The 15,181-nt window shown below is 59.1% G+C and carries 17 protein-coding genes; 8 read left to right on the forward strand and 9 right to left on the reverse strand.

What is annotated here, in order from left to right:
• Positions 1-41 precede the first annotated feature (41 nt).
• Positions 42-1,280: a multidrug effflux MFS transporter gene (locus tag F8B91_RS07960; RefSeq protein ID WP_196503178.1), complete on the reverse strand. Its 1,239-nt coding sequence runs from the start codon at positions 1,278-1,280 to the stop codon at positions 42-44.
• A 41-nt stretch (positions 1,281-1,321) separates the two neighbouring features.
• Here F8B91_RS07960 and F8B91_RS07965 point away from each other — a divergent pair, with 41 nt between their 5' ends.
• On the forward strand, positions 1,322-2,533 hold the full coding sequence (locus tag F8B91_RS07965) for a cytochrome P450 (RefSeq protein ID WP_196503179.1): 1,212 nt from the start codon (positions 1,322-1,324) through the stop codon (positions 2,531-2,533).
• A 64-nt stretch (positions 2,534-2,597) separates the two neighbouring features.
• Positions 2,598-3,185 carry a HupE/UreJ family protein gene (locus F8B91_RS07970; protein WP_246714991.1) on the forward strand — a complete coding sequence of 196 codons (588 nt, stop codon included), beginning with the start codon at positions 2,598-2,600 and terminating at the stop codon, positions 3,183-3,185.
• Positions 3,186-3,244: 59 nt separating this feature from the next.
• On the opposite strand, the gene F8B91_RS07975 is transcribed toward F8B91_RS07970, so the two are convergent.
• From F8B91_RS07975 to F8B91_RS07985, 3 genes are read right to left on the reverse strand one after another with little or no spacing between them, the layout of a single operon-like run.
• The gene (locus F8B91_RS07975) at positions 3,245-3,844 is read right to left on the reverse strand and encodes an SCO family protein (protein WP_196503180.1); all 600 of its coding nucleotides are present in this window, start codon (positions 3,842-3,844) and stop codon (positions 3,245-3,247) included.
• A 4-nt stretch (positions 3,845-3,848) separates the two neighbouring features.
• A complete protein-coding gene (locus F8B91_RS07980) occupies positions 3,849-4,334 on the reverse strand; it encodes a copper chaperone PCu(A)C (protein ID WP_196503181.1) in 486 nt (161 codons plus the stop codon).
• Positions 4,335-4,371: 37 nt separating this feature from the next.
• Positions 4,372-4,764 carry a hypothetical protein gene (locus F8B91_RS07985; protein ID WP_196503182.1) on the reverse strand — a complete coding sequence of 131 codons (393 nt, stop codon included), beginning with the start codon at positions 4,762-4,764 and terminating at the stop codon, positions 4,372-4,374.
• A gap of 152 nt (positions 4,765-4,916) precedes the next feature.
• On the opposite strand from F8B91_RS07985, the gene F8B91_RS07990 reads away from it, so the two are divergent.
• Entirely contained in the window at positions 4,917-6,497 is a 1,581-nt protein-coding gene (locus F8B91_RS07990) for a trimethylamine methyltransferase family protein (protein WP_196503183.1), read from the forward strand.
• Here the strand turns inward: F8B91_RS07990 and F8B91_RS07995 are convergent.
• Positions 6,494-7,267 carry a DUF2066 domain-containing protein gene (locus tag F8B91_RS07995; protein ID WP_196503184.1) on the reverse strand — a complete coding sequence of 258 codons (774 nt, stop codon included), beginning with the start codon at positions 7,265-7,267 and terminating at the stop codon, positions 6,494-6,496. The genes F8B91_RS07990 and F8B91_RS07995 overlap by 4 nt on opposite strands.
• 83 nt (positions 7,268-7,350) lie before the next feature.
• Between F8B91_RS07995 and F8B91_RS08000 the strand changes: the two genes are divergently transcribed.
• Positions 7,351-7,971 (forward strand): CGNR zinc finger domain-containing protein, encoded by a 621-nt coding sequence (locus tag F8B91_RS08000; RefSeq protein WP_196503185.1) that lies wholly within the window; start codon positions 7,351-7,353, stop codon positions 7,969-7,971.
• On the opposite strand, the gene F8B91_RS08005 is transcribed toward F8B91_RS08000, so the two are convergent.
• Together F8B91_RS08005 and F8B91_RS08010 are read right to left on the reverse strand one after the other, a co-directional pair.
• The gene (locus F8B91_RS08005; protein WP_196503186.1) at positions 7,968-8,918 is read right to left on the reverse strand and encodes a DMT family transporter; all 951 of its coding nucleotides are present in this window, start codon (positions 8,916-8,918) and stop codon (positions 7,968-7,970) included. The genes F8B91_RS08000 and F8B91_RS08005 overlap by 4 nt on opposite strands.
• The gene (locus tag F8B91_RS08010) at positions 8,915-9,529 is read right to left on the reverse strand and encodes a dimethylsulfonioproprionate lyase family protein (RefSeq protein WP_196503187.1); all 615 of its coding nucleotides are present in this window, start codon (positions 9,527-9,529) and stop codon (positions 8,915-8,917) included. The genes F8B91_RS08005 and F8B91_RS08010 overlap by 4 nt, the downstream gene beginning before the upstream one ends.
• A gap of 75 nt (positions 9,530-9,604) precedes the next feature.
• On the opposite strand from F8B91_RS08010, the gene F8B91_RS08015 reads away from it, so the two are divergent.
• Positions 9,605-11,056 carry an amidase gene (locus F8B91_RS08015; RefSeq protein WP_196503188.1) on the forward strand — a complete coding sequence of 484 codons (1,452 nt, stop codon included), beginning with the start codon at positions 9,605-9,607 and terminating at the stop codon, positions 11,054-11,056.
• Here F8B91_RS08015 and F8B91_RS08020 read toward each other — a convergent pair.
• Both F8B91_RS08020 and F8B91_RS08025 read right to left on the reverse strand, forming a co-directional pair.
• Positions 11,053-11,739 carry a DUF1194 domain-containing protein gene (locus tag F8B91_RS08020; RefSeq protein WP_196503189.1) on the reverse strand — a complete coding sequence of 229 codons (687 nt, stop codon included), beginning with the start codon at positions 11,737-11,739 and terminating at the stop codon, positions 11,053-11,055. The two genes, F8B91_RS08015 and F8B91_RS08020, sit on opposite strands and share 4 nt — an antisense overlap.
• A gap of 5 nt (positions 11,740-11,744) precedes the next feature.
• Positions 11,745-12,440, reverse strand: a complete 696-nt coding sequence (locus F8B91_RS08025) for a DUF1194 domain-containing protein (RefSeq protein ID WP_196503190.1) — start codon at positions 12,438-12,440, stop codon at positions 11,745-11,747.
• 78 nt (positions 12,441-12,518) lie between these two features.
• On the opposite strand from F8B91_RS08025, the gene moaA reads away from it, so the two are divergent.
• The 3 genes from moaA to F8B91_RS08040 are packed head-to-tail and all read left to right on the forward strand — an operon-like array spanning position 12,519 to position 15,108.
• On the forward strand, positions 12,519-13,517 hold the full coding sequence (moaA, locus tag F8B91_RS08030; protein WP_196503191.1) for a GTP 3',8-cyclase MoaA: 999 nt from the start codon (positions 12,519-12,521) through the stop codon (positions 13,515-13,517).
• 47 nt (positions 13,518-13,564) lie between these two features.
• Positions 13,565-14,620 carry a type III polyketide synthase gene (locus F8B91_RS08035; protein ID WP_196503192.1) on the forward strand — a complete coding sequence of 352 codons (1,056 nt, stop codon included), beginning with the start codon at positions 13,565-13,567 and terminating at the stop codon, positions 14,618-14,620.
• Positions 14,617-15,108, forward strand: coding sequence for an isoprenylcysteine carboxyl methyltransferase family protein (locus F8B91_RS08040; protein ID WP_196503193.1), 492 nt, complete (start codon positions 14,617-14,619; stop codon positions 15,106-15,108). Before F8B91_RS08035 ends, F8B91_RS08040 begins: the two co-directional genes overlap by 4 nt.
• The last annotated feature ends 73 nt before the right edge of the window (positions 15,109-15,181 follow it).

Below are 15,181 nucleotides of genomic sequence, written 5' to 3' on the forward strand. Positions count from 1 at the left end.
AGGCAAGTCAGAGAAATTCACCTGAGCCCTTTTCAGCTGTTTTAGAAGTGGCCGGCATCCATGATGGGCACTGATCCAGTGCCCGGCTTGCGGTTCCGCTCGGCCCATTCGGAGAAAACCAGCGCCAGCAGGCCAAAGCCCAAAAAGGCGTAGGCCAACGGAAACAGCGTGCCATCATAGGTACGGCCCGCCATGCCACCGAACACCAAGGCGATGAGTGACGACAGCGCGCCAGTGACGGCGGCTGCCATGCCCGCAATGTGGCCCATGGGTTCCATCGCCAGTGCATTGTAATTGCCGAACAGCAACCCGCTGCAGAAGAAGGATACAAAGAACATCGGCCCGATCACCACGAGCGGCGGCTGCCCGGCGAAGATAAAGCACAGAGCCAACACCAGCGCCCAGGTGATGATGAAGCCGCGCAGGGCCCATTTCGAAATTTTGCGCATGCCGAGCCGCACTACATTGCGGCCATTGAAAATCATCGCAACCGCAATGGCCACCGCGAGGCCGCCAAACCACAGCGCAAAGCGCTCGCCCTGATGATATTGCTCTGCAAAGATCTGCTGCGATGTGCCCAGATAGCAAGTGAAGGCGCCGAAGATGGCGCCAACCGCCATGGTGTAGCCCAGCGAAACGGGGTTCTTCACTACTTCCAGTGCGCTGGCGACGAGCTCGCTGGCCTTGAAGGGATGGCGCTTTTCCAATGGCAGAGTTTCCTCCTGCCGCGTGCCCAACCAAATTCCTGCAATAATGGCGGCGACGACGAAACCACCGAAAATGAGCCGCCAGCTTCCGATAAACAGAACCACTTGCCCAATCGAGGGTGCAAGGATCGGCACCAGCATGAAGATCGACATGACGAAGGACATGATGCGCGCCATGGCAGCACCGCCGGCATTGTCACGCACCATGGCCATCGACACGATGCGCGGGCCGGCAGCGCCAAAGCCCTGCAGCACGCGACCGATGATCAGCATGGGGAATGAGGTCGCAAAGAAACACAAAAGAGCACCTATGATATAGAGCGCCAGGCCTGCCACGATGGGTGATTTACGGCCGAGTGAATCCGAGATCGGCCCGAAAACCAGCGTGCCGAAAGTGAGCCCGGCGAAGAATCCAAGAATGATGAACTGGCGGTCATTTTCATGCGCCGCATTCAGCTCATGCGCCATGATGCCAAGTGCTGGCAGCATCGTGTCAATCGACATGGCCACAAGTGCGGTGAGCAGCGCGACGAGTGCGATAAATTCAAATTCTGGCGTGTGATGTTGCGTCATTTGGGCTAATGATTTCCGGGAAAGAGGGCGTCTATTAGACCATGATGAAGATCGATTCCACCCATCGTTTGGTTGACCTCGACCCGCGTGACACGCAGTTCTACCAGAACCCCTACCCCACCTACCGGAGGCTGCATGCGGAGTGCCCCATCTTCAAATGGGAGCAATATGGGCATTGGTGTTTTTCCCGGCATGAGGATGTGAATAATCTGCTGCGTGACCGGCGTTTTGGACGGCAAATCCTGCATATGGCCACGCGCGAGGAGTTGGGCTGGGCGGAACCACCTCAGCATATCAAGGTGTTCACTGATCATGAGCAGCATTCGCTGCTGGAGCTGGAGCCGCCGGTTCATACACGATTGCGTGGTTTGATTTCGCGGGCTTTTCTGTCGCGCCAGATCGAGCGCTTGCGGCCGGTGATCACTGATATGGCCAACACGCTGGTGGATGGTTTTGCTGATCAGCAAGAAGTGGATGTGTTGGCCGCGTTTGCCACGCCTGTTCCCGTGCTGGTGATTTGCGATCTGCTGGGTGCACCGCCTGAAATGGCCGATCAATTCCTGGCGTGGAGCCATGATCATGTGGCCATGTATATGGCCAAGCGCGACCGGGCGATTGAAGACAGAGCCGTGGCCGCTGTCAGTGCCTTCTCTGATTACATGCGCCAGCTGATCGCGGCGCGGCGTAAAAATCTCGGATCGGATTTATTGTCGGAACTGATCCGCGCCGAAAGCGAGGGCCAGAAGCTGACCGAGGATGAGTTGGTGACCACGGCCATCCTGGTGCTCAACGCCGGCCACGAGGCCACGGTGCATTCGCTGGGCAATGGTTTGAAGGCGATGCTGGAGCGCGGCATTACCGGACCGGTCACGCCGGAGCTGGTGGACGAGATCCTGCGCTTTGATCCGCCGCTGCATATGTTCACCCGCTATGCGCTGGATGATATTGAATATGAAGGCATCACGCTGAAGAAGGGCGAAACCGTGGGCCTGATGCTGGGCGCGGCCAATCATGATGCTGCAAAATTCAGCAACCCCGAACAATTCGACGTCACGCGCACGCCCAATGCCCATGTGGCTTTCGGTGCCGGCATTCATTTCTGCATTGGAGCGCCCTTGGCGCGACTGGAAATGCAGGTGGCGCTGGAGGTTTTATGCGCGCGCTTTCCCAAAATGTCGCTGGCGGAACAGCCACACTACAAGGATGTCTATCATTTTCACGGGCTGGAGGCCTTGCGCGTCAAATTGCGCTGAGGCTATTGTGTAACACGCCTGAAGGCATCATGGAGATGCCGAGCAAGAGCAATAGGAGCGGCATATGGCACGTCTGAACAAATTGATTTTCGCAACCCTTGCATTGGCCAGCATGGCTGGTGCCGCCGAAGCCCATGTGGGCGTGGGCAGCACGATGGGTTTCACCCATGGCTTCATGCATCCGCTTTCGGGCCTTGATCACTTGTTGGCCATGGTAGCTGTCGGTCTCTTTGCCGCGCGCCTTGGTGGCAAAGCGCTATATCTGGTTCCCGCAGCTTTCGTGGCCATGATGGGCGTGGGCGGCGTGCTGGGCATCAATGGTGTCACTGTTCCCTTCGTTGAATTCGGCATTGCCGCTTCGGTAATCGTGCTGGGCGCTGCTGTCGCTCTCGACTTCAGCTTGCCCACCGCTGCTGCGATGGCGCTGGTTGGCTTCTTTGCTGTGTTCCATGGCCATGCCCATGGTGCCGAAATGCCACTGGCCGCTTCGGGCGTGACCTATGGAATTGGCTTCATCGCCGCCACCGCATTGCTGCATGTGGCGGGCATTGCGCTGGGCCTTGGCATTGCTGGCCAGAAGCCTGCCGTGCTCAAGATTGCTGGCGGCGCTATGGCCGCTGCGGGTCTGGGCATGATGGCTGGTGTGATCTAAGTTTCACACGGAAGCGAAATGCGAAAAGCCTGAACGCGAGTTCAGGCTTTTTTGTTTTGTTATTTTCCCGCCAGCAGCATTTTCAATTTACTGATCTTGGTCTCCTTCGGTTCATCGAAGGAGATGGTGCGGGCCAACCCGCCTTCTCCATTCATCAGGAACAGCGTGGCGGTGTGGTCCATCGTGTAGCTGCCATCGCTGGTGGGCACCTGCTTGTAGTAGATGTGGAAGCCACGGGCCAAGCCGGGCAGTTGCGCCACCGTGGGCACCAGGCCTTCGATGCGCGGATCGAAATTGGCGAGATAATCTTTCACCACCGGCAACGTATCGCGCTCGGGATCGACGGTGATGAAGAACAGCCGGAAATCCTTGCCAGCGTCACCCACCTCCTTCAGCGCGGTGGACATTTCAAACAGCGTGGTGGGGCACACTTCCGGGCAGTGGGTGAAGCCAAAGAACAAGCCGTAAGGCTTGCCCTTCAGGGTTGCTGAATCCAGCTCGCCGCCTGCGGTGGAGGCGAGCTTGAAAGGCTCACCGAAACTGCTGATGGTGTTGGATTTGCCGGAAAACTGCCCATAGGCGACGAGGCCAAGGATGCCCACGCAGAGCAGCACCATTCCCCACAGAGCCAAACGAAATGAGCGTTGAGATGCCATCATTGCCTCACTTCATCTTCATGCCGGCCATGGTGCCGGCATCATCGGCACCGGGTGCCACGACTTCGAAATCCACGTCCAGCTTGCCCGCCTTTTCAAAGGTGAGCGTGCCCTTGACTTCCTCGCCTTCCATGAATTGCGATTTCAGGCCCATGAGCATGATGTGAAAAGACTTGGGCTTCACTTCAACCGTTTGCCCCGCCGGAATGGGCAGGCCATCCTTCAGTTCATCCATCTTCATCACATCGCCGACCATCTTCATGTCATGGATCATGACAGTGGGAACGCCTTCGACAGTGACGCTGATCAGCTTGTCATCAGTACTGCCCTTGTTGTCGATCACGGTATAGGCGGCGGCCACGCTGCCGGCGGGCGCTGGCTTGATCCACGGGTGATGGATGACCAGGTTGCCCAATTTCATTTCATGGGCGCTAGCAGCAGCGGTGACGGCAAAAAGAGCGGTGGCCAGAGCCACTGATTTCAAGAGTTTCATTTTATCTTCCTCAAAATTTGAATGCAGAGAATGCGTTTCAGATGAGGAGAGATGGAGGCCCTCGCGGAATGCCGGACTGGTTTTGATGCGGGTGGGTGGCGGGCGTGTTCCAGCTAGCTGGATCAACGGCCGCGAGTTGAGTGACCGCCGCTGCGCGCAATGTAACAGCGGGTGCAGTCAGAAACTGCGCCGCAGTCAAATTGGGCAGGCAGCATTCATGATCATGAACTTTGTGCTGCCCAGGCGCAGGGCTTTTTTCACCCATCGCAAGGCAATTGGCCTGTTCGATCTGGTGGAACAGCGCTTCGGCCGGCGTGAGCGGTTGGCTTGCGGCCGGGGCCAGCAAGGCGGGCAGCAGCAAGGCAACAGTGAGCCAGCCCACAATCAGGGCGCGGATTTCAGTCTTTGCCCTTTTGCAAGCGGTCCACATGCGTATTATTTTACGCGATACGCACCGTGCTGGTCCATGAGAATTGCTGTCACATGGATTTCGTCGTTTCCGGCGCTTTTGAAGCCGCTTGATGCCGCCTTCGGACGTGATTTCAGGCGTAAATAGGTGAAAGTTTTTCAACCGAGGCCAAGATGACTGACGAATCCGCTGCTCCTGTTTCCTCTGGCCGCCGTGGCCGTTCCGGCGGTGGTGCTGATGCCCGCCGCGCTGCCCGCACTGCGACCACCATCACCCAAGCAGGTTTCATTCGCCGGGCGATCAAGCCCTATGAGCCCTTCACCGACGAGCAGCTGCAGCTGATCGAAGACAATGCCGAGATCGTGCTGCAGGAAACCGGCATCGACTTCTATGAAGACGAAGAAGCGGTACAGATGTGGAAGGATGCCGGTGCGACCGTCACCCAGGGTAATGAGCCGCGCCGGTTCCGCCTGCGCTTCCCCAAGGGCCTGGTGCGTTCACTGATCAAGACAGCGCCGCGCGAATATGTGCAGCATGCGCGCAACCCGGCCAATAATGTGACCATCGGCGGCAACAACACCGTATTTGCGCCGGTGTATGGTCCTCCCTTTATCCGCAATCTGGATGAAGGCCGGCGCTATGCGACGATTGAAGATTTCCGCAATTTCGCCAAGCTGGTTTACATGCTGCCCAGCCTGCATCACGCGGGCGGCACGCTGTGCGAACCGGTGGACGTGCCAGTGCCGAAGCGCCATCTGGACATGATCTACAGCCACATCAAGTATAACGACAAACCATTCATGTCGTCGGTCACTTCGGGTGAGCGCGCGGCAGATTCGGTGGCCATGTGCGAGCTGCTGTTCGGCAAGGATTTCGTCGATCAGAACTGCGTGATGACCTCGCTGATCAATGCCAATTCTCCCATGGTGTGGGATGGCGTGATGCTCGGTGCTTTGAAAGTTCTGGCGCGGGCCAACCAGGCTTGCGTGATTTCTCCCTTCATCGTGGCGGGCGCCATGTCGCCGGTCTCGACCGTGGGCACGCTCACTCAGCTTCTGGCCGAAGCCTCGGTCGGCATTGCTTTCACCCAGCTGTGCCGCCCCGGTGCGCCGGTGGTGTTCGGCACGTTCGCGGCTTCGATGTCGATGCAATCGGGTGCGCCGACCTTCGGCACGCCGGAACCGGCCTTTGTCACTTTCGGTGCCGCGCAGCTGGCGCGCCGCATGGGCGTGCCGTTCCGTTCAGGCGGCGGTCTCTGCGGCTCGAAAATTCCGGATGCGCAAGCCGCTTATGAAAGCGCCAACACGCTGTGGCCGACTTTGCTGTCTGGCGTGAATTTCTGCCTCCACGCTGCAGGCTGGCTGGAAGGCGGTCTCGCCTCAGGCTACGAAAAGCTGATCATGGATGCCGACCAGTTGACCATGTTCCAGAAATTCGCCGAAGGCGTGGACTTCTCGGAAAATGGCCAGGCAATGGACGCCATCCGCGAAGTGGGCCCCGGCTCGCATTATCTGGGCAGCGCGCATACACAGGCCAATTTCCAGACGGCCTTCTGGCGTTCGAGCCTCGCCGACAACAACTCGTTCGAGCAGTGGCAGGACGAGGGTTCGAAGGACATAGTGGTGCGCGCCAATGCCAAGTGGAAGCAGATGCTGCGCGACTATGAAGCGCCAGCCCTTGATCCCGGCATCGACCAGTCGCTGCAGGATTTCATCGCCCAGCGCAAGGCTGTGTTGCCGGACAGCATGAGCTAGTTTGGGCGGAGGCGCTTGGCGGCGCCCCCGATGGCATAGCGGAAGGCAGCGTCAAAATTTACGCCGCTGATCTCCCAGCTCCCTGCCTCGGGTTTCAGCGGCAGACGCCAGGCGGCGTGCCATCCCAGCGCCTTGGCGTCCCAGTCTAAATGCCCGGTGACGATCGCATCGGCACCGAGCTTCGCCAGCAGTTCCGTCCACACGTCATGGGAAACGGCGTTAAGCCGGGATGGTGTGATCCCGGCTGCCGATAAATCGGCCTCCGTCGCAAAGGTGATTGGCATGGCAAAGCGCGCAGATGCGTCCGCGAAGCTGGCCCGCTGGTCCACACCGTGTCCACTATCGGCAGCGAGCAGATAGGTGCGCGCCATGTCGGTCACTTCCAGCACCACGGCCAGTCTGGGACGCGGCGTTAGCCACGGCCTTTCGCCCAGTGTTGCTATCGCTGCGTCCATCATCTTTCTGTCGAACTGAAAGGTAAGATCGAAAGGCCGGTCGCGCGTTCCCTGCTCGTCGTGAATGGGTTTGCCGAAGAGGCGATCGTGATAGGTGAAAGACCAGACCATGCCGCTGGACTTGGCAGCGAGCGGCGCAAAGCCAGGTTTCTGCGCGATATCGGGATTGCCCGTCAGCTTGCCGGCCGCCAATTCAAAGCCTGTAGGGATAGCCGGAATGCGCGTCTCATCGCGGACCCCTGTGACAATGACGCCGGCCCGATAAAGGATATCATCATCGGCATGGGCAATCGCCGAGCAGAACAGAAATGCCAAAACCGAAATCCAAGCCCTGCCCATAGCAACTTTCACCCCTTGAGTAACTGTTTAAAGGGTTACATATTGGCAGTATGGAATCAATGGAAATCGTCCGGGCCTACCAATCTCCCCTCGGGCGCATGAGGATGCTGGCGGGCACTCCGGCGCTCGATTTTGCCAACACGTTGCACTGGCGTGACGGCGAGCTGCTCGACTTCGTTCCCACCTACCGTGCCTTGGTCGAATTCTGCGGGCCAGCCCACCTGCTGTCTGATAAGGAAATGCGGCATGTGCTTCGCGTGGCCAAGGACTATCCGCAACGCACTGCCATGCTGCACGCCGACGCGCTGGCGTTCCGGGCGGTGCTAAAGAACTGGCTCGCGGCCAGCGCCGTAAATCTGCCCCACAGGCGCGTGCCCCAAAAAACCTTTGCAGCGGCCATCGATAAACTGGGTGATGGCGTGGCTCTCGGCGAACTGTTGACATTGGCCGATGAAACCGTAACCGCCTTGCGGTTGCCCCTGCTGCGTATCGCGGCAGCGGCCTGCCTGTTGGTGCTGTTTTCGCCGCAAGGTGACATTCGCCAATGTGAAGCCGATGGGTGTGGAGGGTTCTTCCTGAACACGAGCCGCTCCAAGCCACGGCGCTGGTGTTCGATGGATGGTTGCGGCAACCGCGCCAAGGCGGCGCGGTTCCGTAAGGCCCGAAAGTCCAGCAGCTAGGCGGCCTCGATATCCACCGGGTTGGTTTCTTTCTGCTCTGATACCGGGCGCTTGTCGGTGACAGCGAAAATCACGATGCCGACAATCACCATTGCAGAACCGATGGCGTCCACCAGTTCAAACTTTTCGCCGAGGATCGCCACGGCCAGCACGATGGTGACGATCGGCGAGATCGAGGCGATCATGGAGCTGGCTTGCACGGATGTGCGCGACAGACCGGCATTGACCATGAAGCTGGGCAACACGGTGGCAAAGAAACCGCAGCCCGCTGCCAGCCAATAGAAGCGGTGCGTGGCGGAGAAATCGAAACCGCCTGATACAACGATGTAATGGATGATGCAGGCCACGGCGGAGCTGGTGAGCGCCACGCCGGTGAACAGCAGGCTGCCCATTACGCTGATATAATTCTTGGCTAGCAGCTGATAGACGGCAAAGGTGAAGGCACAAGCCAGCACCAGACTGGTGCCCAGAATTGTGTCGTGGCCACCTTCGGGCAGCGCCTTCAGGAACACGACGATCAGGCCCGCATAAGTAACAGCGGCCCCGACGCAGCCCATCCAGGTGATGCGACCCTTGAAGAACAACCAGCCGAGAACCATCACCATGACGGGATAGGTGAACAGCACCAGCCGCTCCAGTTGCGCGGTGATGTAAACCAGGCCTTCGAAATCCAGCAGCGCCGACAGGTAATAGCCGATGAAGCCGATCACGATGGCCATGATCCACACGCGGCGCGGCGGCATGGGCTTACCCTCGCGTTTCATTTTCCAGGTCACATAGATCGCCACGCCCAAGAAAAACGGCAGCGCCGTCATCATGCGCAGGGCGAGCATCAAGGCGGCATCCACCTTGTCCATGTAGGCCAGCTTGATGAAGATCGCCTTGGTGGAGAACAGCGCCGAGCCTGCGGCGGCGTAGAAATAACCCAGCAGAAGTTGACGGTTCATGAGGTGGCCAGACGCGCTGGGGTGGCGGTCTCGCTGGGCCATGCCCAGACGGCTAGCAGCGGCTGGTCGCCCGTCTTGGTGGCGTGGAGTTGGTTGGGTTCATGCCAGATGATGGCACCAGGCGGCTTTTCGACAAATCCACCGGGTGCAGCGCGCCACAGGGAGCCGGTGGTCAAAGGCCAATAGAGTTCGGCGGCGGGATGGTAGTGATCCAGATAGTGGCGCTGCGGCCCCAGCATCAGCAGGCCGAGCAAAAAGTCGTCGCCTGTGAAAAAGCCCTTGGGTCCGATCAATTCAGCCCAGCCGTAATTGAGGCTGAAGCCCTCACCCAAGATGGCATCGGTATAGGCGGAAGTTTGCAGCCAGCGCAGTTCAGCGGACACGGCGTCAATGTCAGCGCCCAGTTTGGCATCAAATTTCCGGGCCTCGTCAATACAGGCCGGCAGGTGCCTCAGGACCGGCAAGGCGACGGGTGTTGGCGGGATAAATTGAGATTCATCCAGATTTTGCTCTGCCAGGCGGCGGGTGATTTCCCTGGCCCCGTGTTCACTACTTTGGGCCAAGGCAGCGGCAATTGTATCAATCAGACGGCGGGAGGTCGCGAAAGTCATGGCCTTTCATAGGCGGCCAGCGCATTTTTGTCGCCCTCCCCTTGCCCGCTTTTCGCGCATGGGTAATCTGCCGGCATGACGGACCTCATCTTCAAATCAGCGACCGATTTGGGCCAAATGCTCAAGGCGCGGAAAATTTCAGCGCGCGAGTTGCTGCAAGCCTGCCTCGACCAGTTTGCCAAGCACAATGAAGCGCTGAATGCCATTGTGGTGACTGATATTCCGCAGGCGATGAAGGCGGCGGCGGCGGCCGACAAAAGGCTGGATGCGGGAGAGCCGCTTTCGCCCATCGATGGCGTGCCAATGACGGCCAAGGAAAGCTTCAACTGGACAGGCACGCCGACCACCTTTGGCGACCCGGCCTTTGCCGACAACATCGCCACCAGCGATTCCGATGCGATCAAACGGCTGACGGGTGCGGGTGCTGTGCTGTACGGCAAGACCAATGTGCCGCTGGATTTGTCTGACTGGCAGAGCTCCAACGCGGTTTATGGCACGACCAACAATCCTTGGAAATTGTCGCGCACACCGGGGGGATCATCCGGCGGCGCTGCGGCAGCACTGGCCACCGGCATGAGTGCAATTGAAGTGGGCTCCGACATTGGCGCATCCATCCGCAACCCGGCGCATTATTGCGGCGTCTATGGCCACAAGCCCACTTATCAGCTGGTGTCCTACAAGGGGCATGGCTTGCCGGGCTCAGTCTCTACCGCTGATATTACTGTTGCAGGCCCTCTGGCGCGCTCGGCCAAGGATTTGTCTGTGCTGCTCGGCATTCTGGCGGGGCCGCCGGAACCAGAGGCGCGCGCCTACAAAGTGTCGCTGCCCAAGCCGGAGCAGAAGTCGCTGAAAGATTTTCGGGTGGCGGTGAAGCTGACCAGTCCTGTGACAGATGTGGACCATCAGGTGCAGGACAAGATCGCGAAGCTGGCGGCCACGCTGGAAAAGCGCGTGGCCAGGCTTTCGATGACCGCTGCGCCGGATTTTTCGGATGAAGAAAACTATCAGATTTTCATCACGCTGCTGCGGTCCACCGCGTCCAAGAAACTGAGCGACGTTCAATATTTCGATGCGGTTGCACGTGCCAAGCAGCTTTCGAATTCAGACCGTTCCTACGTGGCGATGATGACGCGGGCCTTTGCTTTGTCGCACCGCGACTGGCTGCGCGTGCATGACCGGCGCAACCAGATGCGCCTGGCCTGGGATGCATTCTTTGAGGATTGGGATGTGATGCTGTGCCCGGTGGCGGCCAGCACTGCCTTTGTGCAGAACTACAAGGGCGAGCGGCATGAGCGCCTGATCCCGGTGAATGGCAAGCAACAGTCGGTGATCGACCAGCGCTTCTGGGCTGGTTATTCCGGCGGCTATTATCTGCCTTCAACCGTAGCGCCGCTGGGTCTTGCTGAAGACGGATTACCAGTAGGCGTGCAGATCATCACCCGTGAATATGATGATCTGAAAGCCATACGGTTTGCCGAATTGCTGGAGAAGGATTTCGGCGGCTTCATCGCACCACCGGGTTATTAGTTCACATCGACATTGGTGATTTCCTTGAACAGCTTTTCACGCAGCGTGCGGCCATAGTCCTCAAACCTGTTGGCCTTGAGCACGAAACTGTTGTGGCCGCCCATGACATTGTTGGTCAGGTAGTCCACCAGATCATACACATCGGTGGTGATGGCGAGACCGTTGATCACTGTGCCCTTTTCCACCAGCGCGTCACGCACGGCCTGCACTGGCGGGCCTTCATTGCAGGTGCCATCGGTTGAAATGTCGATGACGTGGCGCGCGGCTTTGGGGGCTGTGTCCAGCAAGCCTTGCGCATAGAGCAAGGCGGAGCCCGTGGCCGTGGTGCCACGTTCTACTCCGCGCGGGGCTTGGAAGAAGAAGTTGCTGATGTTTGTGGCGTCGGCGGCGTTGCGCAGCAATTGCCAAGGCAGCAGCACGGTGATGGTATCTGGCGCTGACCATAGGAAGGACGAAACGGCAATCTGCTTTTTGGGGCCGGATCGCACGGCTTCGAGGATTTCTGGCTGGCGAAATGCCTGGCCCGTGCCGCGCATCTGCACTTGGTATTCGTATGGGTCCACGCTGTACGAACAATCAATCGCCAGCACCAAGGCCAAGTCCACCGCGAGTGCAGCTTCAGCGGATGGGGTGAGGGCTGTTGCGCCGAGGCCCGTGAGAACTGCACGCCGGGTGAAAGACATGGTGCTCAGGCGGGTCTTGCCCCGGCAATCTCGCGGAAGAGTTTCAACCGGATGGCCCGTGTATAAGCATTGAAATTATCGGCCTCGATTACGAAGCTGCCCGCGCCGCCTGCCACGCTGCTTTTCATGTAAGCGGCAAGATCAGGATGGCCATCGGTGACGGCGAGGCCGTTGATCACCACGCCCGCACTTACAAGACGGTCACGCACCGGCTTCACTTCGATGCCCATATTGGAATGGCCATTGGTGGAAACATCGATGACGCGGCGCGCAGCAACGGGCGCTGAGAGCAGCAGTTTTTCAGCAAAGGCGAGAGCGTTTCCCGTGGCAGTTGATCCGGCCAGGATGGTGCGTGGCGCGGTCAACACCGCATCAGCTACCGCATTGGCTTCGGCCCCGGTGCGCACAATGCGCCACGGCACGATCACCTGTTGCGCCTTAGGGCTGGACCAGAGGAAGGCCGATACGGCGATGACATGGTTCTCGCCCTGCTCGATCAATTGCAGCAAGGTCGAATCAATCAGCGCCTGGCCGGTGCCGCGCAGCTGCAATTTGTAATCATAATCATCGACACTGAGCGAGCAATCAATGGCCAGCGCCAGCGCCAGATCAACCGGCGGTTCGGCCAAAGCCATGCCCGGCAAGGCGCTGGCAAAAGCCGCGCCCAGGAACTCTCTCCGGCTGGGCGTGAAAGAGGGCATGGCACCTGTTTACACCGATCACTGGGCCTCTCCAAGGCGTGACTTGACGGGTGCCGCCAGACCGACCAAATAACGGAAATGAGCCAACTTACGGACCCGTTCGGCCGGGATATTTCCTATTTGCGCGTTTCGGTGACTGACCGGTGTGATTTCCGCTGCGTGTATTGCATGAGCGAAAACATGACCTTCCTGCCGAAAGCTGATCTTTTGAGCCTTGAAGAGCTGGACCGGCTGTGTTCCAGCTTCATTGATCTGGGCGTAAAGAGATTGCGGCTGACCGGCGGTGAGCCGCTCGTGCGCAAGAATTTGATGGTGTTGGTCGAGGCGCTGTCCCGCCATCTCAAAACCGGCGCGCTGGAAGAATTGACGCTGACCACCAATGGCAGCCAGCTGACCAAATATGCAGCTGACCTGGCGCGGCATGGTGTGAAGCGCATCAATGTTTCGCTCGACACGCTGGAGGCCGCGAAGTTCCGCGCCATCACCCGCTGGGGCGATCTGGCCAAGGTGCAGGATGGCATCAAGGCGGCGCAGGACGCCGGCATCGCGGTGAAGATCAATGCGGTGGCGCTGAAGGGCGTGAACCAGTTTGAAATTCCCGACATGATCCGCTGGGCGCATGGCGAAGGGATGGATTTCACCCTGATCGAGACCATGCCGCTGGGCGACATCGAGGGTGATCGCACCGATCAATATCTGCCACTGTCTCAAGTGCGCGCGGATTTGATGGACGAATTCACGCTGGATGAAATCGCCTACAAGACCGGCGGCCCGGCGCGTTATGTCACCGTGAAGGAAACCGGCGGACGCTTGGGTTTCATCACGCCGCTCAGCCATAATTTTTGCGAGAGCTGCAACCGCGTGCGCCTCACTTGCACGGGGCAACTTTACATGTGCCTGGGCCAGGATGACATGGCCGACCTGCGTGCGCCGCTACGCGCATCTGACGGCAATGAGCTGGTGATGGGCGCCATTCGCGAGGCAATTTCGCGCAAGCCCAAGGGGCATGATTTCATCATCGACCGTGACCACAACCGCCCGGCACTGGCGCGGCACATGAGCGTGACCGGTGGTTAAACTGAACCAACCTGATGGTTCCTGCGTATTCATCAGAAGGAGCCACCATGGAAAAACATGCCGCAAAAATTCTGAGTATCGCTACCGCCGTTCCGCCGCATGTGGTGGAAACAGAATTTGTGCGGCGGGAAGCGGCCAAGGTCTTTGGCCGTTTGGGTGGCAGCCTGTTTGAACATCTGCTGCCGATCTTCGGAAATTCCGGCATCAAGCGGCGCTATTCGGTGTGCCCGCCGGAATGGTTCTATGAAAAGCAGGGCTGGCCGGAACGCACGGCTGAATATATGCGCGCCAGCAAGGACCTGTTCAAGAAAGCAGCGCACGATGCGCTGGCGCAGGCTGGTGTGGCTGCCAGCGAGATCAGCACCATCGTCACTGTCTCCACCACCGGAATCGCCACGCCTTCGCTGGAAGCGCATGTGATGGGTGAGTTGGGATTTCGCACCGATGTAAAACGCGTGCCGGTTTTCGGGCTGGGCTGTGCGGGAGGGCTTTCCGGCCTTTCACTCGCCGCGCGGCTGGCGGTGGCCGAGCCAGGGCAGAAAGTGTTGCTCGTGGTGATCGAGCTTTGCACGCTGGCGTTCAAGCTGAATGAATTCACCAAGGCCAATATCGTGGCCACCGCGATCTTTGGCGATGGCGCTGCGGCTGCGGTGCTGGAAGCAGGGCCTGGCGGACTGGCGGCGGTTGAACATGCGGGCGAGCATACCTGGCCAGATTCCATCGACGTGATGGGCTGGCGGGTGGACCCGGATGGGTTCGGCGCCATCTTCTCACGTGATATTCCAGATCTCGTCACGCATGAATTGCGGCCCGTGGCCGATGCCTTCCTGACGCGGCACAACCTGACGCTGGATGATATTGATGCCTTCAGCTTTCATCCCGGTGGCGCCAAGGTGATCACCGCTTTGGAAAAGGCCTTCCATCTGGACCAGGGCCGTTTGCAGGATGAGCGCGAGGTGCTGGCGGACTATGGCAACATGTCTGCCGCCACAGTGATGTTCGTGCTGGCGCGGGCCTTGAAAGAAAAATGGAAAGGGCGCCGCCTGCTGGGCTCTCTCGGCCCCGGCTTCACCGCCAGCATGATGACCATGCAGCCGGCATGAGCTGGTCGATCATCATTCTTTCCTTGGTGGCGGTTCAGCGGCTGCTGGAACTGGTTCTGGCTCGGCGCAACACGGCGAAGCTTCTTGCCAGCGGCGCGCATGAAGTGGGTGCCACGCATTATCCCTTGATCGTGGGCTTTCACGCGGCTTGGCTGCTGGGCTTGTTCTGGCTGGCACGCGGCGCTGAAGTGGACTGGTTTATCATTGCGGGCTTTGTGATCCTGCAGGGCTTGCGGCTCTGGGTGCTGGCCACGCTGGGCGAAAGATGGACGACGCGCATCCTGATCGTGCCGGGTGAGAAGCTGGTGGCGCGCGGTCCGTACCGGTTTTTCAGCCATCCGAATTATGCTGTGGTTGCGGCGGAAATTTTCATCCTGCCGCTGGCCTTCGGGCTTTATGGCTATGCCATTGTTGGCGGGCTGATCAACCTTGCCATTTTGCGGCTGCGCATCAGCGTGGAAAACCGGGCCCTGCGCGGCGACAATTGATACAAAGGGATCCAGATTTCATTCCGGACTGGACCTGAAGGCCGGTCTGGGTTCTCTATATGCGTCATCCCGG

The sequence above is a fragment of the Aestuariivirga litoralis genome, assembly GCF_015714715.1.
Lineage (GTDB): Bacteria > Pseudomonadota > Alphaproteobacteria > Rhizobiales > Aestuariivirgaceae > Aestuariivirga > Aestuariivirga litoralis_A.